This is a genomic window from Streptomyces sp. NPDC051664, assembly GCF_044453545.1.
Lineage (GTDB): Bacteria > Actinomycetota > Actinomycetes > Streptomycetales > Streptomycetaceae > Streptomyces.
The window spans coordinates 146,893-171,025 of the sequence record NZ_JBITCU010000016.1; the positions used below are offsets into that span (position 1 = coordinate 146,893).

At 71.5% G+C, this 24,133-nt stretch carries 22 protein-coding genes; 13 read left to right on the forward strand and 9 right to left on the reverse strand.

The window, feature by feature from the left end; genetic code table 11:
- Nucleotides 1-16 precede the first annotated feature (16 nt).
- Together ACIA8E_RS26960 and ACIA8E_RS26965 are read right to left on the reverse strand one after the other, a co-directional pair.
- Nucleotides 17-1,435: a maleylpyruvate isomerase N-terminal domain-containing protein gene (locus ACIA8E_RS26960; protein ID WP_399301876.1), complete on the reverse strand. Its 1,419-nt coding sequence runs from the start codon at nt 1,433-1,435 to the stop codon at nt 17-19.
- Nucleotides 1,432-2,058: an RNA polymerase sigma factor gene (locus ACIA8E_RS26965; protein ID WP_399301877.1), complete on the reverse strand. Its 627-nt coding sequence runs from the start codon at nt 2,056-2,058 to the stop codon at nt 1,432-1,434. The genes ACIA8E_RS26960 and ACIA8E_RS26965 overlap by 4 nt, the downstream gene beginning before the upstream one ends.
- A gap of 277 nt (nt 2,059-2,335) precedes the next feature.
- On the opposite strand from ACIA8E_RS26965, the gene ACIA8E_RS26970 reads away from it, so the two are divergent.
- A complete protein-coding gene (locus tag ACIA8E_RS26970) occupies nt 2,336-2,710 on the forward strand; it encodes an STAS domain-containing protein (RefSeq protein ID WP_399301878.1) in 375 nt (124 codons plus the stop codon).
- Nucleotides 2,711-2,803: 93 nt separating this feature from the next.
- Nucleotides 2,804-3,325, forward strand: coding sequence for an EF-hand domain-containing protein (locus ACIA8E_RS26975; RefSeq protein WP_399301879.1), 522 nt, complete (start codon nt 2,804-2,806; stop codon nt 3,323-3,325).
- Nucleotides 3,326-3,480: 155 nt separating this feature from the next.
- Here ACIA8E_RS26975 and ACIA8E_RS26980 read toward each other — a convergent pair whose 3' ends face one another.
- Complete coding sequence (locus tag ACIA8E_RS26980; protein WP_399301880.1) at nt 3,481-5,025, reverse strand: class I adenylate-forming enzyme family protein; 1,545 nt, start codon at nt 5,023-5,025, stop codon at nt 3,481-3,483.
- Nucleotides 5,026-5,214: 189 nt separating this feature from the next.
- Here ACIA8E_RS26980 and ACIA8E_RS26985 point away from each other — a divergent pair, with 189 nt between their 5' ends.
- The 4 genes from ACIA8E_RS26985 (at nt 5,215) to ACIA8E_RS27000 (ending at nt 9,566) form a co-directional block, all read left to right on the forward strand.
- Entirely contained in the window at nt 5,215-6,420 is a 1,206-nt protein-coding gene (locus ACIA8E_RS26985; protein WP_399301881.1) for an amidohydrolase family protein, read from the forward strand.
- Entirely contained in the window at nt 6,417-7,583 is a 1,167-nt protein-coding gene (locus ACIA8E_RS26990; RefSeq protein ID WP_399301882.1) for an acyl-CoA dehydrogenase, read from the forward strand. The genes ACIA8E_RS26985 and ACIA8E_RS26990 overlap by 4 nt, the downstream gene beginning before the upstream one ends.
- A 7-nt stretch (nt 7,584-7,590) precedes the next feature.
- On the forward strand, nt 7,591-8,544 hold the full coding sequence (locus tag ACIA8E_RS26995) for an acyl-CoA dehydrogenase family protein (protein ID WP_399301883.1): 954 nt from the start codon (nt 7,591-7,593) through the stop codon (nt 8,542-8,544).
- A gap of 527 nt (nt 8,545-9,071) precedes the next feature.
- A complete protein-coding gene (locus tag ACIA8E_RS27000; RefSeq protein ID WP_399301884.1) occupies nt 9,072-9,566 on the forward strand; it encodes an ATP-binding protein in 495 nt (164 codons plus the stop codon).
- Nucleotides 9,567-9,569: 3 nt separating this feature from the next.
- On the opposite strand, the gene ACIA8E_RS27005 is transcribed toward ACIA8E_RS27000, so the two are convergent.
- Nucleotides 9,570-10,496 carry a cyclase family protein gene (locus tag ACIA8E_RS27005; RefSeq protein ID WP_399301885.1) on the reverse strand — a complete coding sequence of 309 codons (927 nt, stop codon included), beginning with the start codon at nt 10,494-10,496 and terminating at the stop codon, nt 9,570-9,572.
- Between the two features lie 100 nt (nt 10,497-10,596).
- Between ACIA8E_RS27005 and ACIA8E_RS27010 the strand changes: the two genes are divergently transcribed.
- From ACIA8E_RS27010 to ACIA8E_RS27020, 3 genes are all read left to right on the forward strand, one after another.
- Nucleotides 10,597-11,511 (forward strand): SDR family oxidoreductase, encoded by a 915-nt coding sequence (locus ACIA8E_RS27010; protein ID WP_399301886.1) that lies wholly within the window; start codon nt 10,597-10,599, stop codon nt 11,509-11,511.
- An 83-nt stretch (nt 11,512-11,594) separates the two neighbouring features.
- Nucleotides 11,595-12,746 (forward strand): acyl-CoA dehydrogenase family protein, encoded by a 1,152-nt coding sequence (locus tag ACIA8E_RS27015; protein WP_399301906.1) that lies wholly within the window; start codon nt 11,595-11,597, stop codon nt 12,744-12,746.
- Complete coding sequence (locus tag ACIA8E_RS27020; RefSeq protein WP_399301887.1) at nt 12,743-13,792, forward strand: Zn-dependent alcohol dehydrogenase; 1,050 nt, start codon at nt 12,743-12,745, stop codon at nt 13,790-13,792. The genes ACIA8E_RS27015 and ACIA8E_RS27020 overlap by 4 nt, the downstream gene beginning before the upstream one ends.
- A 23-nt stretch (nt 13,793-13,815) precedes the next feature.
- Here the strand turns inward: ACIA8E_RS27020 and ACIA8E_RS27025 are convergent, their stop codons facing one another.
- Nucleotides 13,816-14,805 (reverse strand): GlxA family transcriptional regulator, encoded by a 990-nt coding sequence (locus ACIA8E_RS27025; protein WP_399301888.1) that lies wholly within the window; start codon nt 14,803-14,805, stop codon nt 13,816-13,818.
- An 87-nt stretch (nt 14,806-14,892) separates the two neighbouring features.
- On the opposite strand from ACIA8E_RS27025, the gene ACIA8E_RS27030 reads away from it, so the two are divergent.
- Nucleotides 14,893-16,188 (forward strand): MFS transporter, encoded by a 1,296-nt coding sequence (locus ACIA8E_RS27030; protein WP_399301907.1) that lies wholly within the window; start codon nt 14,893-14,895, stop codon nt 16,186-16,188.
- The gene (locus tag ACIA8E_RS27035) at nt 16,185-16,556 is read left to right on the forward strand and encodes a DUF2809 domain-containing protein (RefSeq protein WP_399301889.1); all 372 of its coding nucleotides are present in this window, start codon (nt 16,185-16,187) and stop codon (nt 16,554-16,556) included. Before ACIA8E_RS27030 ends, ACIA8E_RS27035 begins: the two co-directional genes overlap by 4 nt.
- A 19-nt stretch (nt 16,557-16,575) precedes the next feature.
- Here the strand turns inward: ACIA8E_RS27035 and ACIA8E_RS27040 are convergent, their stop codons facing one another.
- Nucleotides 16,576-16,908, reverse strand: a complete 333-nt coding sequence (locus ACIA8E_RS27040; protein ID WP_399301890.1) for a hypothetical protein — start codon at nt 16,906-16,908, stop codon at nt 16,576-16,578.
- Nucleotides 16,909-17,057: 149 nt separating this feature from the next.
- Between ACIA8E_RS27040 and ACIA8E_RS27045 the strand changes: the two genes are divergently transcribed.
- Entirely contained in the window at nt 17,058-18,407 is a 1,350-nt protein-coding gene (locus tag ACIA8E_RS27045; RefSeq protein WP_399301891.1) for an MFS transporter, read from the forward strand.
- Between the two features lie 158 nt (nt 18,408-18,565).
- Here ACIA8E_RS27045 and ACIA8E_RS27050 read toward each other — a convergent pair whose 3' ends face one another.
- The 3 genes from ACIA8E_RS27050 to ACIA8E_RS27060 all read right to left on the reverse strand — a co-directional run bounded on the left by ACIA8E_RS27050 (nt 18,566) and on the right by ACIA8E_RS27060 (nt 22,333).
- Nucleotides 18,566-19,171 (reverse strand): flavin reductase family protein, encoded by a 606-nt coding sequence (locus ACIA8E_RS27050; RefSeq protein WP_399301908.1) that lies wholly within the window; start codon nt 19,169-19,171, stop codon nt 18,566-18,568.
- Nucleotides 19,172-19,242: 71 nt separating this feature from the next.
- Nucleotides 19,243-20,073, reverse strand: coding sequence for an enoyl-CoA hydratase/isomerase family protein (locus ACIA8E_RS27055; protein WP_399301892.1), 831 nt, complete (start codon nt 20,071-20,073; stop codon nt 19,243-19,245).
- Nucleotides 20,074-20,104: 31 nt separating this feature from the next.
- On the reverse strand, nt 20,105-22,333 hold the full coding sequence (locus ACIA8E_RS27060) for an acetate--CoA ligase family protein (RefSeq protein ID WP_399301893.1): 2,229 nt from the start codon (nt 22,331-22,333) through the stop codon (nt 20,105-20,107).
- Nucleotides 22,334-22,715: 382 nt separating this feature from the next.
- Between ACIA8E_RS27060 and ACIA8E_RS27065 the strand changes: the two genes are divergently transcribed.
- Nucleotides 22,716-24,133: Ig-like domain repeat protein (locus ACIA8E_RS27065; protein WP_399301894.1), on the forward strand; the 1,418-nt coding region annotated here is incomplete at its 3' end.

Genomic DNA, 24,133 nt, shown 5'->3' on the forward strand with positions numbered 1-24,133 from the left:
CGCCTGGCGGTACGGCTCAGAGGCGGCTGAGGGACGCCGCGGCGAACAGGACGTCGCGGATCGCCTCGCGGTCGCCCTCCTGCCCGGCCGCCGCCTCGACGGGCGACACATGGCCCGCGACCAGCTGGCAGAACTCGGCGCCGTCCAGTGCCACCTGCGCGACCGCGTGGGCGGGTGAGCCGAGCGCGGCCGGGGAGTCCAGCGCGATGTACCAGTCGCCGCCGCCCGAGCCCTCGATCTCCAGATGGAGCGAACGGCCCGGCGAGCCGGCCGTCACCAGATGACGGGCGGGCCCCGCGAGCCCGGCCCGGCGGCGTCCGGCGAGGGCGGCCGGGAGGAGCCGCGCGGCCAGGTCGATCATCCGGTGGAGATGGGCGGCCGACGGGGCCTCGTACGGATAGTCCACCGCGTCCGCGATGTCGCCTCCGTGCACCCAGCACTCGAAGGCACGGTCCAGCATGGAGTCCTGCAGCGGAAGGGCGAAGTCCCCGTACGGGACGGAGAGCTCGGCGGCCCCGCGGCCGGCGAAGGACACCGTGCGGATGAGGGCGTGGCTCTGCTCGCGCCAGGGCTCGCGGACGGCCCGGGTGGGCGGGCGCCGGGCGGCCGACCAGTAGGCCTCGGTGCGCGCGCCGGGGGAGAGCAGGACGCCACTCGGGGCGGAGCCGCTCCCGCCCCGTTCGCCGATGGCGTTGCCGAGCGGATCGTCCAGGCCGAGGGCCGTGCTGACCAGTCCGTCGACGGTCATGAGATGGCCGATCACGCCGGCGACCGTCGTCTTCCGGTTGACCGCCCGCTCACGCTCGAACCACTTCAGCCGCACCGGCGCGTGCCACTCCGAGCCGCCGATGTCCCGGAGCAGCGCATCGAGCCGGGCCGTCTCCGCGTCGTACGGAGCAGCCCAGTCCGGCACCGGGATCTTGGCCGGGCGGCGGCTCAGACAGGCGTCGAGCACCCGGGAGCGCAGCATCGGATCGAGGTCCAGGCTGCCGTCGGTGTGCAGCAGGCCGACCGCGTCGCGCAGCCGCAGCGCCTCGTCCGCACAGGCGGCGCACTCGGTGAGGTGTGCCTCGACGGCTTCGGTCTCCTCGGCGGAACAGGCGGCGAGGGCCCACGCACCGAGGAGGGACTTGAGGATGCGGTGGGGGAGCACCAGGGCAGGCGAGGTGGCCAGGGCCGGCGGTGCCGGGGGTTCCATGGGTGCCGTACGTCCCGTGGGCGCCATCTGCCCCGCCGGTTCGGCCGTGGGCTCAGGCTCCGCTTCCGGCTCCGGTGCCCTCTGCTGTGTGGGGTCCGTGCGCGGGGCGGGCAGCGGCACGGCGTCGAGGTCGAAGTCGTCCGCGGCGGCGCGCGGTCCCGGTATGAGCCGTGCGCCCTGCGCCTCGTCGTCGTGCCCGTTGCCCTCGCGCCCGTCCGCGTCGTCGTTCGCGCTCACAGGGCCCGTCCGTATCCGGGTGGCGAGGACCCTTCGAGCGGGCGGGTGTCGGCGGTGGAGAGCAGCTGCAGCCCGAGCCGCAGGCGACGGCGGGCCTCGTCCTCGGTCACCCCGAGGTCGGCCGCGGTCTGCCGGTAGTCCCTGCGCTGGATGTACGCGAGCTCCAGCGCGGCCCGCAGCGGTGCGGGCATGGAGGCGACGATGTAGTCGGCGCGGGCCGCGGCCGTGGCGCGCCGCACCCGCTCCTCCAGTTCCTCCTGGGCCACGGTCTCTTCCGCACCGCCGGTCCTGCCGTCGTCGTCGGTCCCGTCCTCGTATCCCTGCGCGAACGCGGACGGCGCCGTCCCGCGCAGCCGCCGCACGGACTGGCGGTGGGTGAGCCGGGCCACCCAGGACCGCATCGAGCCCTGCTTGGGGTCGTACGCGTCGGGGTTCTCCCAGACGTAGCCGAAGACTTCGCGGGTCACCAGGTCGGCGGCCGACTCGTCGTCGAGCATCCGGTGGGCCTGGCTGTGCACGAGCGAGGCGAAACGGTCGTAGAGCTCGCCGAGGGCTGCCGCCTCGCCGCGTGCCAGCCGTTGCTGCATCCTGCGGTCCCAGCGGGGTGGTGTGTCTTTCGCCATAGGACCCCCAGCCCTGTACCCCTCGTCACGTCGAATGTAGTCGGCCGTACTGACCATGCACGTCTCTTTGCGGCAAGTACGCCCCCGCGAACGCCCTGGATGGTAGGGAATGCGGCGTCGAGGGTGTTGGAATCGGACCTGAAGTGATCATTTCTGCCTGAAACCAACTGTGCCTTCCTCGGCGGGCCGGTGTTTCATGGGCGCGTGGCAGGGCAGCCGCGAGGAGGAACGGATACTTCCGGATCACTGGGATCCCTGGAACGAGAGGCCGAGTTGCGTGACTCTGCAAGTGGCCGAGACCGAGCAGGGCCCATGGACCGTACTGCGCATATACGGCGAACTGGATCTGGTGACGTCCCCGGTCGTCCGCCAGAGCATCCACGACGCGGTCGCCCTCGGGCGGCACGATGTGGTGCTCGACCTCTCCGGGGTGCTGTTCTGCGATTCCAGCGGCGTCGGCGTGCTGGTCGCCGCCCGCCGCCTGATGCGCTCCTGCGGCGGCCGGCTGCGACTGATTTTGCCCGCCCGGGGCGCCGAGGAGGGCTCCCACGTCAACCGGGTGCTGGCCGCCCTCGGCGTACGACGGCTGTTCGAGGTCTACCCCGACCGGGACGCGGCCATCGACGAACAGGCCCCGCCGCTCTCGGCCTGAAACGTGTCCGCCACCCGGCGTTAAGACCAGGTTGTAACACCGGTGGCGCGCGTAAGTGACACGTGACGCCGTTCGGCGTCGTACGCTCCCCGCATGGACAGCGCAGAGTACGAGCGCAAGATCGCTTTCCGGTTCGCCGCCTTCGACCAGGACGGCAACGGATACATCGATCGCGCCGATTTCAATGCCGCCGCGGCCCGTCTGCTCGCCGAATTCGGTACGACGGCCCGCTCCGACAAGGGCCAGGCGCTCTACACCGGGGCCGAGGCCTTCTGGCAGGGCATGGCGGGCATCGCCGATGTCGACGGGGACCAGCGCGTCACCCGTGAGGAGTTCGTGGGCGGGGCCGTGAAACGGCTGCGCGACAACCCAGAGCGCTTCGCGGAGATCGCCCGCCCCTTCCTTCGCGCGGCGATCGCCGTGGCCGACAACGACGACAACGGCGCGGCCTCGGTGCCGGCCGTGGAGCGCGCGCTGAAGGTGCTCGGTGCGAGTGCCGAATCGGCGAGTTTGGCGGCACGGAGCCTGGATGCGGACCATGATGGCCGGATCGCCGAGGAGGAGGCGGTGGCCGCGTTCGCCGTCTACTTCACGGTGATCGAACCGGACGCCTAGGGCTTTCCCTTCGGATCGGTCCGCAGCGCGTCACCGACCGGGCCGGGTGGGTGGCCTCCTCGCCGGGGCCCCACCCCGGCGCGCCGGGGTGGGGTGTCCCGCGTGTCCGCGGGGGCGTGTCCCGGCGGTCCACGGGTGTGCCCCGTGTGCGCGTATCAGGAGAACTGCTCGCGCAGCTTGTACTTGAGCACCTTGCGCAGCGTCTCGTTGCGCGGCAGCGCGTCCACCACCTCCAGCTGCTCCGGCAGCTTGTGCACCGCGAGCCCCTCCGCGCGCAGATACCCGGCGAGCTCCGCCAGCGTCAGCGTCCCGGCCCCGGCCGGCTGCTCGACGACCGCGCAGACGCGTTCCCCCCGCTCCATGTCCGCCAGGCCGATCACGGCCGCGTCGGCCACGCCGGGGTGGCGGTGGAGGAGGTCCTCGATCTCCTTGGCGGAGATGTTCTCGCCCTTGCGGATGATGATGTCCTTGAGCCGGCCGGTGAGGACCAGATGGCCGCTCTCCCGGAGACGGCCGACATCACCGGTGATGAGGAAGCCGTCCCGGTCGAAGGCGTCCCGTGTCGCGGCCGCGTCCAGGTAGCCCTGGCAGACGGCCTCCCCGCGCAGCCGTACCTCGCCGTCCGTGCCGTACGGCAGCGGCTTGCCGTCCTCGTCGGTGATCCGTATCTCCATGCCCTCGGGCGGCCGGCCCTCCGTCTCGGCGAGGTGCTCCACCGTGTCGTCCGGGGCACCCATGGTGATCATGGGGACCTCGGTCATGCCGTAGCCGTGGGTGAGCTGGACGCCCATCTCGCGTACGACCGCGTGGTAGATCTCCGGCGGCTTCGGCGCCCCGCCACCCGCCAGCAGCCGCAGGGTGGGGACCACCCTCGCCGTGGGGTCCTTGCGCTGTTCGGTCAGGAACATCGAGTAGAACGCGGTCGAGCCGCCCGCAACCGTCACTCCGTGGCGCCGGTAGGCGTCCAGCGCGCCGGGCATGGCGAACTGCTCGAAAAGGACCGCCGGGAAGCCGTAGAGCAGCAGCATCACGGTGTAGTCCGGCCCGGCGATATGGGCGAACGGGAACGCCATCGAGCCGATGTCGTCGGCCGACAGGTGCAGCGCGTGGGCCAGGCACGAGCCGCCCGCGATCAGGCTCCGGTCGGTGTGCAGGACGCCCTTCGGATCGGAGGTCGTCCCCGACGTCCAGTAGATCCAGCGCACCGCCGTGCCGTCGGTCGGCGGTGCGGGCAGTACCGCCGGGTCGGCGTCCGGCAGCTGGTCGTACGCCTCGAAGATCAGCGGTGGACGGTCCAGCTCCGCGGCCAGCCGGTGCGCCATCGCCGTGTGGTCGAAGCCGCGCCAGGTGCCGGGTACGGCGAAGAAGCCGGCCTTCGACTCGCGCAGCGCGAACCCCACCTCACGGTCCCGGTAGAACGGGATGACGGGTGTCTGGACAGCCCCGATCCGGGTGAGGGCGAAGGAGAGCAGCGCCGTTTCGAGGCGGGTCGGCAGCTGCCAGGCGACCACACTGCCGGGGCGCACCCCCAGCTCGTACAGCCCGGCCGCGACCCGCTCGCAGCGCTCGCGCAGCTCGCCGAAGGTGAGGGAGCGGTCGTCCTGGAGCAGGACGGGACGGTCCGGGGTCAGCGCGGCGCGGCGCTCGATGAGCTCCCAGAAGGTGGCCGATGCGCCCAGGGCGTGTGCGGTCTCGTTCACTGCGTTCCCCGTTCCCTCATAACTGACGGGTAGTCAGATCGTGCGGAGAGCGTAGAGCGCTGCGCCTTGTCGGTCCAGGGGTGCGGGGCTAGCCTGGGAGTCGGACTGAATCTGACGGGTCATCAGATATGTATCGGATGCGTACCGGACGCGCGTCCGGTACGAGCCGTGTGCGCCGAAGGGGACACCATGACGGAACTGCCTCGGATCGTCAGCGTCGACGACCATGTGATCGAGCCGCCGCACCTCTTCTCGACCTGGCTGCCCGCCAAGTACCGCGACCGCGGTCCGCAGCCGCTCACCGCGGGCATCGGCGAGCTGGCGTACACGGGCGGCAAATACGTGATCACCATGGATCCCGACGGCCCGCCGACCGACTGGTGGATCTACGAGGACCTGAAGTTCCCGTACAAGCGGAACATCGCCGCCGTCGGCTTCGACCGCGACGACATGACGCTGGAGGGCATCACCCGCGCCGAGATGCGCCGGGGCTGCTGGGACCCGGTCGCACGGCTCGAGGACATGGACCTCAACCACGTCGAGGCGTCGCTCTGCTTTCCCACCTTCCCGCGCTTCTGCGGCCAGACCTTCGCTGAGGCGCAGGACAAAGAGGTGGCGGTTGCGTGTGTCCGCGCCTACAACGACTGGATGGTGGAGGAGTGGTGCGGCGACAGCGGCGGCCGCCTGATCCCGCTGTGCATCATCCCGCTCTGGGACATCGACCTGGCGGTCGCGGAGATCAAGCGAAACGCCGCGCGCGGGGTGCGGGCGGTGACCTTCTCCGAGATCCCGACCCATCTCGGGCTGCCGTCGATCCACACCGGCCACTGGGACCCGTTCTTCGCGATCTGCCAGGAGACCGGCACGGTCGTCAACATGCACATCGGGTCCAGCTCGCAGATGCCGGCCGCCTCGCCGGACGCCCCGCCCGCCGTACAGGCCTCGCTCTCCTTCAACAACGCGATGGCCTCGATGATGGACTTCCTGTTCAGCGGGGTGCTGGTGAAGTACCCACGGCTGAAGCTCGCCTACAGCGAGGGCCAGATGGGGTGGATCCCGTACGCCCTGGAGCGCGCCGACGACGTGTGGGAGGAGCACCGGGCGTGGGGCGGGGTGCGCGATCTGATCCCCGAACCGCCGTCGACGTACTACTACCGGCAGATGTTCTGCTGCTTCTTCCGCGACAAGCACGGTGTCGCGTCGCTCGATGTGGTCGGGCGGGACAACGCGACGTTCGAAACCGACTACCCGCACGTCGACTCGACCTTCCCGCACACGAAGGAGGTCGCCCTCGACCACGTCAAGGGACTGGACGACGAGACCGTCTACAAACTGATGCGCGGAAACGCGATCCGGATGCTGGGCCTGGACCTCGACCGGGACCTCGGCAAGTGACGGATCTGTCGTACACGCCCGAGGAGGAGGAGTTCCGGGCGCGGCTGCGGGAGTGGCTCGGCGACGTGCTGCCCGGACTGCCCGTGAAGCCCCGTCCCGACGACTGGCCGGGGCGGCGGGCGTACGACACCGCCTGGCAGCGGATGCTGTACGACGCCGGGTACGCGGGCCTGCACTGGCCGGTCGACGCGGGTGGGCGGGGCGCCACCCCCACCCAGCACTTGATCTTCCTGGAGGAGACGGAGAGGGCCGGGGCGCCGTACGTCGGCGCGAACTTCGTCGGACTGCTGCACGCCGGGCCGACGATCGCCACCGAGGGCACGGCCGAGCAGCGGGCCCGCTGGCTGCCGCCGGTCCTGCGCGGCGACGAGATCTGGTGCCAGGGGTTCAGCGAACCGGAAGCGGGCTCCGACCTGGCCTCGCTGCGGACCCGGGCGGTCCGCGACGGCGACCACTACGTGGTCGGCGGCCAGAAGATCTGGACCTCGCACGCGGAGGTCGCCGACTGGTGCGAGCTGCTCGTGCGCACGGATCCGGCCGCGCCGAAACACCGCGGGATCAGCTGGCTCGCGATGCGGATGGACGCCCCCGGCGTCACCGTCCGCCCGCTGCGCACGCTCGCCGGGTCCACCGAATTCGCCGAGATGTTCCTCGACGAGGTGCGGGTGCCGGTCTCCGACCGGGTCGGCGCGGAGAACGACGGCTGGCGGGTCACCATGGTCACCCTCTCCTTCGAGCGCGGTACGGCGTTCGTCGGCGAGGTCGTCGCCTGCCGTCGTACCCTGGCCGCCCTGGCCGCCGAGGCCCGGGCGAACGGCCGCTGGGACGACCCGGTGCTGCGCAGGACGCTCGGTAGGCTGAACGCCGAATTCCGGGCGCTGTGGCGGCTCACCCAGTGGAACGTCAGCGAGGCGCAGCGGGCCGGGGGCACCGGTGGCGTGCCCGGCACCGGTGGCTCGGTCTTCAAGCTGCGCTACTCGCAGGCCCGCCAGGAGCTGTACGACGCGGCGGCCGAGGTGCTCGGCGCGGACGGGGCCGATCTGGACCGGGAGTGGGTCCTGGACCGGCTGACCTCGCTCTCGTACACGATCGCCGCGGGCACCTCGCAGATCCAGCAGAACATCGTCGCCGAGCGGATCCTCGGCCTGCCGAAGGGGCGCTGAGCGGACTGTGGACTTCCAGCTTTCGGACGATCAGCGGGCTCTGCGGGCCGGGATACGGGAGCTGCTCGCCGGCCGCTTCGGCAGGGACCGGATGCGGGCGGCGCTCGACGCGGGCACGGACGTCGACCGGGTGCTGTGGGGAGAGCTGGGCGCGGCCGGGTTCTTCGCGCTGCGGCTGCCGGAGGCGGAGGGCGGGGTGGGGCTCGGGCTGCCCGAGTCCGTCCTGCTGTTCGAGGAGGCGGGGCGGGCGCTGCTGCCCGGACCGCTGGCGGCCACGCATCTCGCCGCCGGTGCGGTGAAGGGGGCGGCGGAGGGCGGGACGGTGGTCGCGGTGCTGGACGAGGGCCGCCCGGTCGCCCACCTGGGCTCGGCGGACGCACTGATCGCCCTGGTGGGAGGGGAGATGCGGGTGTTGGAGGGGGCTGCGCTGCGCGAGTTCGTACGGGGCGCCGCCCACCCCGTACGGTCGCTCGATCCGCTCACCCCGCTGCACCGTGTGACGGCACCGGCCGCGCTCGGGGACTCCCGGGCCGGGGCCGAGGCGGCGCGGTTCCGCCAGGAAGGCGTTCTGCTGGCCGCCGCCGAGCAGCTCGGCAGCGCCGCCCGCACCACCGAGATGGCTGTTCAACACGCCCGTGGGCGCGAGCAGTTCGGCTCGCCGATCGGCGCCTTCCAGGCGGTCAAACACCTGTGCGCCCAGATGCTGGTACGCGCCGAGCTGGCCCGTACCGCGGTGTACGCGGCGGCCGTGACCGCGGACCCGGCCGAGATCGCCGGCGCGAAACTGCTCGCCGACGAGGCGGCCGTCCGCAATGCGCGGGACTGTCTCCAGGTGCACGGCGGGATGGGCTTCACCTGGGAGGCGGACGTCCATCTGCACCTCAAGCGGGCGTGGCTGCGGGCCGGGCAGTGGCTGACGGCGGCCGAGGCCGAGGAGACGCTTGCGGCCGATCTGCGCTGAGCGCGCGGCGGACCGAGGGCTGACCGTGTACGGGTGCAGCTGCGGTCGGGAGATGGGTGCGGAGTGCATGCACGTCACGCGAAAGCCCCCTGAACTTCACGCTGCGGAGTCACGCAGTGCAGTCGGTAAATGCCGATACCGGCTTGTGTCCTTTGCGTGATTCGTCACGGGCCGCAGTTGCCGTCGGCTCGGGTACGCTCCGTTGGATGCGAGTGGTTGTGGAACCCGACGATCCGGGTGTTGCCCGTGGGGCGACTCCGGTCCGGACGAGGTGCCCTGCTCGCGTTCCCGTCAGAAGCGCCGGGCCTGCCCGTGGGGCGATTCCCGCGCCCTCCGTGTGCTTCTGTTCGACCCCCCGCAGCGTGCGTCGCACAGTATGCACCACGCGTACTCCTTCGCGCTGGAATATGCCCGAAGCGCTTGTTGCGGTGACTGTACGTCAACCATGCTGTCTCGTAAGGGAATCACGTTCCGTGACCCTGAGGAGGCGCGAGGCGATGTGTCCGCCGGTTCGGATGGTGTGAGCGGTGCAGGTGCTTCAGGTTCAGTTGGAGGTCGGGCCGGATCCCGCAGAGGTCGGGCGGGCCCGCAGGTGGGCGCGGTCGAGACTGGTCGGGTCCGGAATAAGGGACGACGAGCCGCTGGCCGAGACGCTCATCCTGCTGATCTCGGAGCTGGTCACCAACGCGGTCGTCCATACCGGCTGTCCGGCCGTGCTGCGCATGCTGTTCGGCGCGGCTGAAACGGCGGGGGCAGCCGGGACCGTACGGGTCGAGGTGACCGACACCAGCTGCCGCCCGCCGCAGCAGCGGCACGCGGCGGGCGAGGACACCGGCGGCCGGGGCCTGGAGCTGGTCGACGGCCTCGCCGACCGCTGGGGCTGGCAGCCGGAAGGCGCCGGCAAGCAGATCTGGTGCGAGGTGGACCGCGGGGCGCCCGTGGTGCAGGTCCAGATGCAGGTGGGGGCGCACGGGGCCGGCGTGCATGAGCCGTCGCCCGCCGTCGTCACCCATCCCGCTTAGGAGTCACAGGACGGCCACCGGGGCGACCGGGGTGCCGGTGGCGCCGACGAACGGTTCCGGCATCGCGGCGAGCAGGAAGCCGTAGCGCCTCGCCTCCGCGCAGGCTGTGGACAGCGCTTCCAGATTCCAGTTCTGGCCCTGCAGCATGCCCATCTCGACCAGGTCCAGCGCATGCACACCCAGCCACAGATCCTCGATCTCCGGCGGGAAGATCTCGAAGGTCAGGGTGTCATCGGCGACCGCGGCGACATCGCGCGCGTGGAACCACTCGGGCGTCCGGATCGACAGACCGGGAGACGGATAGGCGTACGCATGCTTGTCGCCCGCCAGATAGACCTGGATCTGCCCGGTCCGTACGAGGGCGATATCACCGGCCCGGACCCGGATCCCGCCGAACTCCTCGGCCGCGTCCAGGTCCTCCGGGGTCACGGCGTGGTCGCCGGGCAGCCGGTCCACACCGCGGGCGCGCGCCACGTCCAGCAGCACGCCGCGTGAGACGAGGTGCGGGGGTGCGGCGATGGAGCTGAACTGTGCGCCGCCGTGCGCGGTGACAGTGGCGGCGGGGCGGCCGTTGTAGATCTTCCCGGAGTGCGAGGCGTGCGTGAGCGCATCCCAGTGGGTGGCCGCCTGCAGGCCGAGTGTCACGACGTCGTCGCTGGTGGCGACCGTGCCGGGGCCGAAGATCTCCTGATTGATCTGGACCATGGCATGCAGCGGATTGACCCGCCCCGGAATCAGCCCGCTCTGCACGCCGTCCTGCTGGAGGGCGAGCGCGAGAGGGATCCGCTGCCCGGTGCGGACGGTCGCCGCCGCGTCCCGGACCACCGCGTCGGTGATCAGGTTGAGCGTTCCGATCTCGTCGTCCGCGCCCCAGCGGCCCCAGTTGTTCACGCGCTTGGCGATCTCGTGGAACTCGGCCGGCAGTGGCATGGGGGCCTCCTGGAATCGATGGGTCGCCGGTCTTGTGCTGACGGAGCCGACTACCCGTAAAATCTAACGGTCCGTCAGAAACCGCGGGAAGGGGCCGGGCATGGGGAACTTCTTGGCAGGCAAGGTGGTGGCCGTGACCGGTGCCGGCCGTGGCATCGGACGAGCGGTCGCGCTGGCCGCGGCGGCGCAGGGGGCCCGGGTCGTCGTCAACGACTACGGCGTCTCCATCGAGGGCGGCGAACCGAGCAGCGAGATAGCCGAGTCCGTAGTGAAGGAGATCGAGTCGGCGGGCGGCGAGGCCGTAGCGGTCGCCGACGACATCTCCACGATGGCGGGCGGACAGCGGATCGTGGATACCGCGCTGGCGCGGTTCGGACGGATCGACGGAGTCGTGTGTGTGGCCGGGATCCTGCGCGAACGAATGCTGTTCAACATGTCCGAGGAGGAGTGGGACCCCGTCGTCGCCACCCACCTGAAGGGCACCTTCACCGTCTTCCGGGCGGCCTCGGCGGTCATGCGGAAGCAGGAGGGCGGCGGCACGCTGGTCGGCTTCACCAGCGGCAACCATCAGGGCAGCGTCGCCCAGGCCAACTACAGCGCAGCGAAGGGCGGGATCATCTCGCTCGTCCGGAGCGCGGCCCTCGGTCTGCACAAGTACGGCGTCACGGCGAACGCGGTCGCCCCGGTGGCCCGGACCCGGATGTCCGCGAACGTCCCGATGGAACTGAAGGAGATCGGCGAACCCGAGGACGTGGCCGCACTCGTCGTCTACCTGCTGAGCGATCGGGCCCGCGAGGAGAAGATCACCGGTCAGGTCTACACGATCGCCGGCCCGAAGATCGCCGTCTGGGCGCAGCCGAGGGAACTGCGGGCGGGGTACGCGGAGGGGGCCTGGACGCCGGAGCGGATCGCCGACTTCCTGCCGGGGACGGTGGGGGTGGATCCGATGCCGATGCTGGCGCAGCTGGAGGCGATGGCGGCCGCGGCGTCGGCGAAGGCGAGGCCCAACGCGTGACCTCCCGCCGGGGCCCCGCCCCGGACCCCGCTCCTCGATCGACGGAGGAGCTGGACTTTCCGCCCGACCCCAAGGAGTGGACCGTGGACTTCGCGTTCGACGCGGCGGACGACGCCTTCCGCCAGGCGGCCCGGTCCTGGCTGGAGGCCCACCTCACACAGCCCTGCGCCATCGAGGGCGGCCGCGCCTGGGAGCAGGAGCTGGGCCGCGCCGGCTGGATCGGCCTCGGCTGGGACACCGGGGCAGCCGACTACGGAAACCGGCACGCCACCCTCACCCAGCAGGTCGCCTGGGCGGAGGAGTACGCGCGCACCACCGCCCCCGCCCGCGTCGGCCACATCGGCGAGAACCTCCTCGCCCCCACCCTCGTCGCGTACGGAACCGACGCGCAGAAGCAGCGGTTCCTCCCCGCCGTCGCCCGGGGCGAGGAGCTCTGGTGCCAGGGCTACAGCGAACCGGGCGCCGGCTCCGACCTCGCCGGGGTGCGGACCACCGCCGTGCCGGACGGCACCGGCCGGTACCTCGTCACCGGCCAGAAGATCTGGACCTCGCTCGCTCAGGACGCCGACTGGTGCTTCGTCCTCGCCCGCACCACCCCCGGCTCGCACCGTCATCACGGACTGTCGTTCCTGCTGGTGCCGATGGACCAGCCGGGTCGTGTCGAGGTGCGCCCGATCCGTCAGATGTCCGGGACGAGTGAGTTCAACGAGGTCTTCTTCGACGGCGCGCTCGCCGAGGAGGTGGTCGGCGGCGAGGGCAACGGCTGGACCGTGGCCATGGGGCTGCTCGCCCTGGAGCGCGGCGTCTCCACCCTGGTCCAGCAGATCGGTTTCGCCGCCGAGCTGGACCGTGTGGTCCGGGCCGCCGTCGCCGGCGGCGCGGTCGCCGACGCCGTACTGCGCGAACGGCTCGTCCGGCAGTGGGCCGAACTGAGGACCATGCGCTGGAACGCCCTGCGCACCCTGGGCGGTTCCGGCGACGCGGGCGCCCCGAGCGTCGCCAAGCTGCTCTGGGGCGGCTGGCACAAACGGCTCGGCGAACTCGCCGTGGAGATCAGGGGCGCCGCCGGAGCCGTCGGCCCGGACGACTGGTCGCCCACCACACCGTACGAACTCGACGAGGCACAGCGCCTGTTCCTGTTCACCCGGTCCGACACCATCTACGGCGGCTCGGACGAGATCCAGCGGAACATCATCGCCGAGCGGGTGCTCGGCCTACCGAGGGAGCCGAGATGAGAGGCGTCGTCTTCGACGGCAAGCAGACCGAGGTCGTCGACGACCTGGAGATACGTGACCCCGGACCCGGCGAGGTGCTCGTCGCGGTGGCCGCCGCCGGCCTGTGCCACAGCGATCTGTCGGTCGTGGACGGGACCATTCCGTTCCCGCTGCCGGTGGTGCTCGGGCACGAGGGTGCGGGCGTGGTGGAGGCGATCGGCGCGGGCGTCACGCATGTCGCGCCCGGCGACCATGTCTCGCTGTCCACGCTGGCCAGCTGCGGCGCGTGCGCCCAGTGCGACCGGGGCAGACCGACGATGTGCCGCAAGGCGATCGGGATGCCCGGTCAGCCGTTCTCGCGCGGCGGCAAACCGCTGTACCAGTTCGCCTCCAACTCGGCGTTCGCCGAACGGACCCTCGTCAAGGCCGTGCAGGCGGTGAAGATCCCCGCCGACATCCCGCTGACGTCGGCCGCCCTGATCGGCTGCGGTGTGCTGACGGGAGTCGGAGCCGTACTCAACCGGGCCAAGGTCGACCACGGCGACACGGTCGTCGTGATCGGCACCGGCGGCATCGGGCTCAATGTGATCCAGGGCGCGCGGATCGCCGGCGCGCTGACGATCGTCGCGGTGGACGCCAACCCGGCGAAGGAGGCGGTGGCGCGGCAGTTCGGTGCGACGCACTTCCTGCCGTCGGCGGACGGCGTACGCGAGATCCTGCCGACCGGCGCCGACCACGCCTTCGAGTGCGTGGGCCGCACGGAACTGATCCGGCAGGCGATCGACCTCCTGGACCGGCACGGCCAGGCGATCCTGCTGGGTGTCCCGGCGGCGACGGCGGAGGCGTCGTTCCTGGTCTCGTCGATGTACCTGGACAAGTCGATCCTGGGTTGCCGGTACGGCTCGTCGCGCCCGCAGCGGGACATCACGCTCTACGCGGACCTGTACCGGGACGGGCGGCTGCTCCTCGACGAACTGGTGACGGAGACGTACCCGGTGGAGGACTTCGCGAAGGCGGCGGACGACGCGCACCACGGGAGAGTGGCGCGCGGCGTGCTGGTGTTCTAGGCGCCGCATCCGCATCCGCGCCCTCACCGACCGCCCACCCCCGCCCGGAACGTCCGCCGGTACACCGTCGGTGACACCCCCAACGCCGCCTGGATGTGCTGACGCAGCGACGTCGCCGTCCCGAACCCCGCTTCCCGTGCCACCTGGTCGACCGACAGGTCCGTGGCCTCCAGCAGCCCCCGTGCTCGCTCCACCCGCTGCTGGGTCAGCCACTGCCCGGGACTGATCCCGACCTCCTCACGGAACCGGCGCGTGAACGTCCGTACGCTCATCGACTCCTGCTGCGCCATGTCGCGCAGCAGGATCGGCCGGTCGAGCCGCCCGAGCGCCCAGGCCCGCGCGCTCGTCGTGGTCGCGGACTGTGCCTCGGGGAAGGGGCGTTGGATGTACTGCGCCTGCCCGCCGTCGCGGTGCGGCGGTACGACCGTGCGGCGGGCGACGTCATTGGCGACGGCCGTGCCGTGGTCGCGGCGCACGATGTGCAGGCAGAGGTCGATCCCGGCGGCGACCCCGGCGGATGTGAGGACGTCCCCGTCGTCGATGAACAGGACGTCGGGGTCGACCCGGACCTGCGGGAACAACTGCTGGAAGTGGTCGGCGGACGACCAGTGCGTGGTGGCCGGGCGTCCGTCGAGACGCCCGGCGGCGGCAAGCACGTAACTGCCGGTGCAGATCGAGACGAGCCGGGTGCCGGGCCTGATGTACGCGAGCGCCGTGGCCAGCGCGTCCGTCAGCCTGCCCTCCTCGTAGACGGGGCCGAGTTCGTAGGAGGAGGGGATGATGACCGTGTCGGCGGTGGCCAGCGCCTCGGGGCCGCGCTCGACGGCGATGGTGAAGTCCGCGTCGGTGGCGACCGGTCCCGGTGGGCGGACGGAACAGGTCACGACTTCGTACAGCTTCCCGCCCCGGTCGCCGGGTTCGGAACCGCGCGCCAGGCCGAAGATCCTTTGTGGGATGCCCAGTTCGAAAGGGAGCAGCCCGTCGAGGGCCAGGACGACGACTCGATGCCGCATGGGCGGACTCCCTTCACCCCTAGTGGTATAGACCTTAAACTGATACATGTCACTGACGTGAAGGAAAAGTCAGCAGAGCACGAGTGCATTCCCGGCGCGATCCGCGAGGGCGCCCCACCCCCTCCGTCCTCCCTCGGCCCTACGGCTTCCTTGCCGCCCCTGGCTGCGCGACGGGACGGCGACCGACCGGGGAGCGAGCTCTGGAACCGTAACTTCCGGCTCTTCTTCATCGCCCGTACCGCTGCACTCTTCGGTGACGGCATGATCCCCGTGGCGCTCACCGCGGGTCTGCTGGGAGCCGGCCGGCCGCACTCCTCCGTGGGCTTCGCGCTGGCCGCCTGGATGGGGCCACTGGCGCTCTTCGTGCTCTTCGGCGGCGTACTGGCGGATCGGTTCACCCCGCGCCGGATGATGATCATCGCCGACGCGCTGCGCCTGGTCGGGGCATCCGCGCTGGCCGTCTCCTTCGCCAGCGGCAACCCGCCGCTGTGGGCGGTGTACGCACTGAGCTCGGTGGCCGGCGTCGGCGCCGCGCTCTTCCAGCCGGGCGTCGCATCGACGGTGCCCCGGGTGGCGCTCGACGTGCAGCGCGGCAATGCGGTGCTCCGGGTCTCCGAGGCGCTGATGACCATGGCAGGCCCTGCCTTCGCGGGACTGCTGGTCGGGTTGGCGAGCGCCGGAGCGGTGTACGCGGCGAACGCGTCGACGTTCGCGGTCTCCGGCGCCTGTCTCTTCCTGCTGCGCCTCGCCCCGATGCCGGCGGACGAGGCGCCACGCGGCACATTCGTCGCCGAACTGGTCGATGGATGGCGGGAGTTCAGGGCGCGCAGCTGGTTGTGGGGAGTGATCGCGATCTGGACGGTGTACGGCTTCACCGTGATGGGTCCGATGCTCCCGCTGACCGCGGTCGAGGTCACCGAGGCGCACGGCTCGGGCACGTACGGCGTGATGATGGCGGTGAACGGCGCGGGCAGCGTGGTCGGCGGCCTGCTGGCCCTGCGACTGAGACCGCGCCGCCCGCTCGCGGCGGGTGCGATGGCCCTGACCGGGGTGTGCGTGAACCTGGTGGTGCTGGGCCTCGAGATGCCGGTGTTCGCGCTGGGGGCCGGGCAGTTCGTGGCGGGTGGGGTGTTCGCGTTCTGGCTGGTGATGTGGTCGACGACGGTCCAGACGCACGTCCCGCCGGAGGCCCTGAACCGGCTGCACGCCTACGACGTGGCGGGCTCCCTGCTGATGCTGGCGGCGGGCCGCGCGCTGGCGGGACCGGTCGCGGACGCGGTGGGCGCTTCGGAAGTGCTGCTGGCCGGAGCGGTGATCAACGCGCTGGTGGTGGGGGTGCTGCTGGCGGCCCGCCCGATCCGCCGCCTGGAGCGGATCGGGTGAGCCGGGCAACCGCGGCGGCAGCGGTGGCGCTGACGGTCGCGGCCGGGCTCGGAATCCGGGCGGTGGCGACCGGCGGCCTGGCCAAGTACGCCGGGGACGCGCTCTACACCGTGCTGATCTACGCGCTGGTGGTGCTGATCGCGCCCCGCGCGAGGCCGCAGGCGGTGGCCGGGGCGGCGCTGGCGTTCAGCTGGGCGGTGGAGCTGCTGCAGCTGACGGGGGTGCCCGGGGTACTGTCCCGGCACAGCACGGTCGCTCGTCTGGTGCTGGGCTCGACGTTCAACGCGCCGGATCTGTTCTGGTACGGGGTGGGGGCGGGTGCGGCCTGGGCCGTGCACCGCGTGGCGGCTGCTCGGACGGCCGGCTGACCGGCCGGGCCGACGACCGTCAGCGCTTCTGGCGGTCCCGCTCCTCGGACTTCTGCATCTCGATGACCTGGAAGACATGCGCACTGGTCTGCCTGCGCACACTGCCACCGACGAGCAGCGCGGAGCCGAGGACGGACAGGACCCCGGAGACCGCCAGGACGGTGAGCTGCTTGGGCAGTTCCGACACCACCGTGCACTGCATGGTGACGCGGTAGCAGTACGCGTCCGCCTGATCCGCCAGCAGGAACGCCAGCCAGATCCAGAGCCCGGCGGCGACGAGCAGCAGACCGGCGCCCCACGCCTGCATCAGTGCGGAACGGTGATGGAACTGCTGACGCGCGACCCATTGCATGAGATCCCCCGGTTCGATCGGCTCGTCCGTCTCATCAGGCCGGGTGAGCGATGGCCCCGGCCGACGGATGATCGTACGCCTTCCCCTGTGGCCCGATCCCTGCGAACCATGTCCTTCGGGCCACTCGCGAGGACATGCCCCGGGACCGGATGCTGAGTGACGTGACCCAGACAACCGATAGCGCCGCCGCAGGTCCCGCGCAGGACGACGGCCGCCCGGTCGACCGCACGCCGTCCCGCCTGCGTATCCACCGTGCCTGGATCGTCGCCGTCGTCACGTTCGTGACGATCATCGGCGGCGCCGCGTTCAACTCCCTGCCCGGCCTCCTCATCGACCCGCTGCACACGGAGTTCGGCTGGTCGCGCGGGGAGATCGGGCTGGCCGTCTCGATCGACATGGCGCTGTACGGACTGACCGCGCCGTTCGCCGCCGCGCTGATGGACCGGTTCGGCATCCGCCGGGTCGTCGTCGTGGCCCTCTCCACGGTCGCGGCGGGGGCCCTGGCCAGTGTCTGGATGACGGCTTCCTGGCAGCTGATGATCTATTGGGGCCTGCTCGTCGGTCTCGGCACCGGCTCGATGGCGTTGGCCTTCTCGGCAACGGTCACCAACCGCTGGTTCGTCGCCAGGCGCGGCCTGGTCACCGGCATCCTCACCGCGGCCGGCGCCTCCGGCCAGCTGGTCTTCCTGCCGCTGTGCGCCTGGATCGTCGAGGAGCACGGCTGGCGCCCGGCCTCGGTGACCGTCGCGCTGGCCGCGCTCGTCGTCGTCCCGTTCGTCTGGCTCCTGATGCGCGACCACCCGGCCGATGTGGGCCTGGCTCCGTACGGCGGTGCGTACGTGGAGAAGCCGGCGCCGGCCCGGGGCGCGGCGGCCCGTACCGTACGCGTCCTGTTCGACGCCGCCCGCACCGGACCTTTCTGGCTGCTCGCGGGCACGTTCGCGATCTGCGGCGCCTCGACCAACGGCCTGATCCGTACGCACTTCGTGCCGTCGGCCCACGACCACGGCATGCCCATCACGGCAGCCGCCTCGCTGCTCGCGGTCATCGGGGTCTTCGACATCATCGGCACGGTCTTCTCCGGCTGGCTCACCGACCGCTTCGACGCCCGCCGGCTCCTCGCCGTCTACTACGCGCTGCGCGGCATCTCACTGCTCTTCCTGCCGATGCTGATGGCGCCGACGGTGCACCCGCCGATGGTCTTCTTCATCGTGTTCTACGGCCTGGACTGGGTGGCCACGGTCCCGCCGACGCTGGCCCTGTGCCGCGAGCAGTACGGCGAGGACAGCGCGATCGTCTTCGGCTGGGTCCTCGCCTCCCACCAGGTGGGCGCGGCGCTGGTGGCGTTCCTGGGCGGTGTGGCGCGCGATGTGTTCGGCTCGTACGACATGGTCTGGTACGCGTCGGGGGCGCTGTGCGCGACGGCGGCGCTGATGGCGCTGGTGATCCGGCGGCAGGCGCAGACCCCGGAGCCGGTGGTGCTGACCGGCACCGGCTGAGGCGGTCACCGACCCGTACGCGAAGAAGCGGACAGGCGGATACGCATGCTGAGCCCGGAGGGAGAGGGCGCGCGCCGCGCCACCGTTACCAAAGCTGTGGGGCCCGTCCGAAGCTCGGCGGGAGTGCGGCGGCATCGACGCACCGCGCCGGTACTCGCTCACCCGCTGAAGCGCCCGAACGCCCCTCGGTGGAACAGCAGCGGACCGACCCCGTCCGCCGCCCCCAGTGCCTCCACCCGCCCGACCACGATCAGATGGTCGCCGCCCGTGTGGACGGCCTGGACACGGCAGTCGACCCAGGCCGGTACGGAGGCCAGCAGCGGCGACCCGGTCGCGGGAGCGGCCCCGTACGTCACCCCGGCGAACTTGTCGGCCCCGCTCACCGAGAACCCCCGGCACAACGCGCCCTGCTCCGCGCCCAGGATGTTGACGCAGAACGCCCCGGCGCGGGCGATACGCGGCCAGGTCGTCGACGTGCGGGCGACCATGAAGGTGACGAGCGGCGGGTCGAGGGAGAGCGAGGCGAACGACTGGCAGGCGAACCCCGCAGGGCCGTCCGGGTCGTCAGGGTCGTGGGCGGTGACGACGGTGACACCGGTCGCGAAGTGACCGAGCACGCGCCGGAACTCGGCCGGATCGACGGGCAGCCGCTCGCCGTCGGCGACGGCCCGCAGATCGGGGCGCGGCAGCGGATCGACCGGCGCCGGACCGGCGGTTGTGGCGGCGCCGACGGACCTGAGGTACCGGACGGCGGTGGCGGCCATGCCTGCGTGTCCCATCACATCTCCCATTTAAACTGACGGATCGTCAGATCAGAAGGGCTGGGTCCGGATCGTCACAGCCCCCGGTACTTCGGTGCGCGGCGTTCCACGAAGCTCGCCACGCCCTCGCCCGCGTCCTGCGTCGTCATGTTGATCTCCTGGGCCATCGCCTCGGCGGCGAACGCCGTTGCGCGGTCGGCGTCCAGGGATGCGTTGACCAGCTGTTTGGTGAGGGCGAGGGCGCGGGTCGGGCCGTCCGCCAGGCGTTGCGACCACGCGCGGGCCGTTGCCGTCAACTCCTCGGCCGGCACCACCCGGTTGACCAGACCCAGGCGTTCCGCCTCCGCCGCGGGGAGTGCGTCGCCGAAGAACATCAGCTCCTTGGCGCGCTGCGGTCCGATCAGGCGGGGCAGCAGGTACGCGCCGCCGCCGTCCGGTACGAGGCCGCGGCGTACGAACACCTCGATGAATTTCGCCGAGTCGGCGGCCAGCACCAGGTCGCAGGCGAACGCCAGATGCGCGCCGATGCCCGCCGCCGTGCCGTTGACGGCCGCGATCACCGGCTTCTCGCAGTCCAGGACCGCCGCGATCAGACGCTGCGCGCCGAGCCGGATGGTGCGGGCCACATCGCCGGCGATCCGGTCGCCCGTGGACGGGGCGCTGCGCAGGTCGGCGCCCGCGCAGAACCCGCGGCCCGTGGCGGTCAGGACCACGGCCCGGACCGCCGGGTCGGCGGAGGCCCGGGCGAGGAGGGCGATGAGGCGTTCCCGCTGGTCCCAGGTCACGGCGTTCATCGCTTCGGGGCGGTTGAGAGTGATCCATGAGACGCCGTTGTCAGTGGCGTGGAGTACCAATGAGTCGAGCGGGTCGGCGGACCCGGTGGTGTCTTCGGGGGAGGACGGCATGAGACGGCTCCTCGACAGGTGGCGTGGGCGGTCAGCAGCAGACGGCGAGGGCGTCCAGCGCCACGGCGCCCTGCCCGCGCCCCAGCACCATCAGCGGGTTGATGTCCAGCTCGGCGAGGTCGTCGCCCAGTTCCAGTGCCATCCGCTGGACGCGCAGCACGACCTCGACGAGCGCGTCGACATCCACCGGCGGCCCGCCGCGTACGCCTTCCAGCAGGGCCCGGCCGCGCAGTTCGCCGAGCATCGCCCGCGCCTGGTCCTCGCCGAACGGCGGCACCCGCACCGCCGCATCGTGCAGTACCTCTACGAGGACGCCACCGAGCCCGACCGTCACCGTCGGCCCGAACAGGGCATCGTGGGTGACGCCGACCATCATTTCGACGCCCCGCTCGATCATCTGGCAGACCAGGACGCCGTCCAGCTCGATGCCCTCGTAGCGGGCGATGTCGGTCAGTTCGCGGTACGCGTCGCGGACCTGGCTGGCGGAGGTGAGTCCGACCTTGACCAGGCCGAGCTCCGTCTTGTGGGCCAGCCGCGCGCCGGACGCCTTCATGACGACCGGGTAGCCGACCAGGCCCGCCGCCCGGACGGCCGCCGCCGCGCTGGTGACCAGCTGCTCGCGGGGGACGCGGATCCCGTACGCCCGCAGAAGCTGCTTCGCCGCGTGCTCGCTCAGCTGGTGGCCCGGACGCATCAGGGCCTGCGCCTTGCGGAACGAGGGCGACGGCGTGCGCGGGGCCTCGTCGAAGGGCGAGCGGTACGAGGCGGCGAACCGGTGATGGTCCAGATAGGCCTTCACGGCGGTGATGCAGTTGCCGAACGTGCGGAAGGTGGCGACGCGCGACGAGCCGAGCAGCGTCGTGCGGTAGGCGTCCTCCGTACCGACCGGCGATCCCCACACCACGCACACCAGTTTGTCCGTGGTCTCCGCCGCGTCCACCAGGTCCTGCGCGAGCCTGTCGCTCATCGGGGGGAACGGGCCGGTGATCGGGCAGATCAGCACCCCGACGTCCGGGTCGGCGAGGATCGCGTCGATGATCTTCCGGCCGCGCCAGTCGCCGACCGGATGCCCGCCGTTGTCGACCGGGTTCGCCACGTTCAGATAGCCGGGAATCCACTCGTGCAGCTCGCGCTGCTTCTCCTCGGACAGGGTGGGGAGCTTCAGCCCCGCCCCCGTTGCCAGGTCCGAGAAGTGCGCGCCCGTGCCGCCCGAGATCGAATACACGACGACCCCGTCGGCCTGCGGTTTCCGCGCCCGGGCCAACAGGGCCGCGGTGTCCTGGAGTTCGTCGAGCCCGTCCACCCGGATCACGCCGAACTGCCGCATCGCCGCGTCCACCACCTGGTCGGCGCCGGTCAGCTTGCCGGTGTGTGACGCGGCCGTCCTGGCCCCTGTCTCCGTACGCCCCACCTTGACCGCCACGACCGGAACCCCGGCCCGCGCCGCCCGGTCGGCGGCGAGCAGGAAGGAGCGCCCGTCCTTGAGTCCTTCCACGTAGCAAGCGATGGCCCCGACCTCGGGGCGCTGCGAGAAGTACGAGATGAAGTCGGCGGTCTCCAGATCCGCCTCGTTGCCCGTGGGTGCCCAGTGCGACAGCCGTACGCCCAGCTCCTGGAGGGTGTAGACGGGGCGGCCCTGGTGGCCGGACTGGGTGATCAGGGCGATCGCCGGCCCGTCGAGGTCGTCCCGGAACGCCTCGAACGCGTTGAGGTTGGTGTTCGGCCCGAGCAGCCGCAGCCCCGACCGCTCCACCGCGGCCGCCAGCCGCGCCTGTGCGGCGGCGCCCTCTTCGCCGGTCTCGGCGAATCCGGAGGCGAAGGCGACCGCGAACTTCACCTTGGCCTGCCCGAGTTCCTCGATCACCGGGAGCGGGTCGCCGACCAGCAGCACCGCCAGATCGACCTGCTCCGGCAGGTCCGCGACGGAAGGAGAGCAGGGGCGGCCGAAGACGGACTCCCGGGTGGGATGGACCGGGTGCAGGCGTGCCCCGACCCGCTCGGCCCAGGCGACGAGCTGCCGGGTGATGCCGGTACGGGGCCGGCCCTCGGTGTCGGATGCCCCGATGACGGCGACGGACTCGGGCCGGAAGAACCGGTCCAGGTCGGGCACGGTCGCGTGCAGCGGGCGGCCGCTGACGTCGAGATCGCCTTCCGCGGCGGCGGCCGTCATGCTGTGGACGGCGGCGTGCGGCTCCTCGCCGCAGGCCACCACCCGGGCGCGGAAGTGTGTGGTGAGGGTGCCGTGAGTCGATCCAAGCATCGTTCCGCCCACTCCTGCTAGAGGTCCGTCCGGGCTTCGGGGCGCCCGTATCCAATTAGCTGACGCCATGTCAGGTTACTGAACTGACGCTCCGTCAGGAATGGGTAGGAAGGCAAAGGCTCGACGGACCCCTGGCCGGGTTGCCCGCCCCTTCGCGCGCCCGCGGTCCGGGGGCCGGCGGCGCGTCGGACCCGGATCACACAGCCGCCCCACAGAAACCTCTCCCCATTTGCCGCAGTCATGACATACGCTGCGCGTGCGGCCGCGCCCTTCACGTTGTCTTCACCGTCTTCACATGACGATGTGCGGGTGTCGCGCGGCCCGACTCGTCACCCGGCCGACCGAACCGGGTTTCTCCCTGGGGGTTCGTATCAACGTGCGCATGCGCACCGTGGCGACCGCGCTCGCGGTCCTTTTCAGCTCGACGGTCATGGCCGTCGGCACCGCAGGACCGGCGGCGGCCGACTCCGCCGGCGCCCTGCCGATCACCTCGTACGGCGACATCGCCGTGGACGGCGTCCACAAGCGGGTGTACATCAGCGACCCGACCGGCAACAAGGTCGTCGTCACCGACTACACGGGCCGGGTCGTTGCGACAGTCCCGGATCTCTCCGGCGTGCGGGATCTGGCGATCTCGCCCGACTCCGGATTCGTCTACGCGGCCCTCCCAGGCGCCGATGCCGTCGTGGCCATCGAGACGACCGGCTCCACCGCGGCCGCCCGGTACAGCACCGGCGAGAACACCGACCCGCAGACCCTCGCGGTGGCGGGCGGCCGGGTCTGGTTCGCGTACGGGCAGGAGTCGTCGCGCAACCTGGGCTCGTTCGACCCCGCGCAGGGCACCCCCGAGATCGCTCTCGACCAGCTCCCCGGCCATGCGTGGACCGTCGCTCCCGAGCTGGAGTCCGCCGGGAACACCCTGGTGCTCGGGTTCCACGGAACCTGGTCGGAGCTGGCCGTGTACGACGTGTCCACCGGCGCCCCCGTCCTGCGCAAGGAAGGGGCGCAGGCCGATGCGCGGAGCGACATGGCGGACTTCGCGCTCAGTGCCGACGGCGCGCAGATCGTCACCACCTCGGGTACCTCCTCCTACGAGGCGACCGCGATCGACACCGGTGACCTGACCCGCACCGGCGGCTACCCGATCGACGCGTACGGCCCCGACTCCGCCGCCATCGCACCGGACGGCACGGTCGCCCTGGCCGCCGAAAGCCCGTACGACAAGGACGTCTTCGTCTTCAAGCCGGGCACGACGGAACCGTTCCGCACATACACGTACGGCGCGTCCGCGTCCGGTGGCGACATCATCGCCGCGCAGGGGCTGAGCTGGGCGCCGGACGGCAGCCGGCTGTTCGCCATCGCCCGGGGACAGGGCAAGACCTATCTCCGGGTCCTCGACGACGCCGCCCGCTACCCGGTCACGGCGACTGTCTCCGCTCCCGCCCGGGCCACCCGCGGCAAGCAGATCGGCGCCACCGGGAGGCTGACCTCCGACAAGCCGTTCCCGGCGGACGCGAAGGTCACGGTCGTCCGTACCGACCTCGACAGCCCGAAGGGAAAGTCGCTCGGTACGAGCACGGTCGCCGCGAACGGCGCCTTCACGTTCACGGACACCCCGCCCGCGGGAGGTGACGTCACCTACACCGCGCAGTACGCAGGTGACGCCACGCACGTGCCGGTGTCGGCCGAGGCTTCGGTCGCCGTGTCGCGGGCGACGCCCTCGCTGACCCTGAACCACAACGGCGCCCTGTACTCGTACGGCACCGATGTCTCGTTCACGGCGCACCTCGGTACGACGTA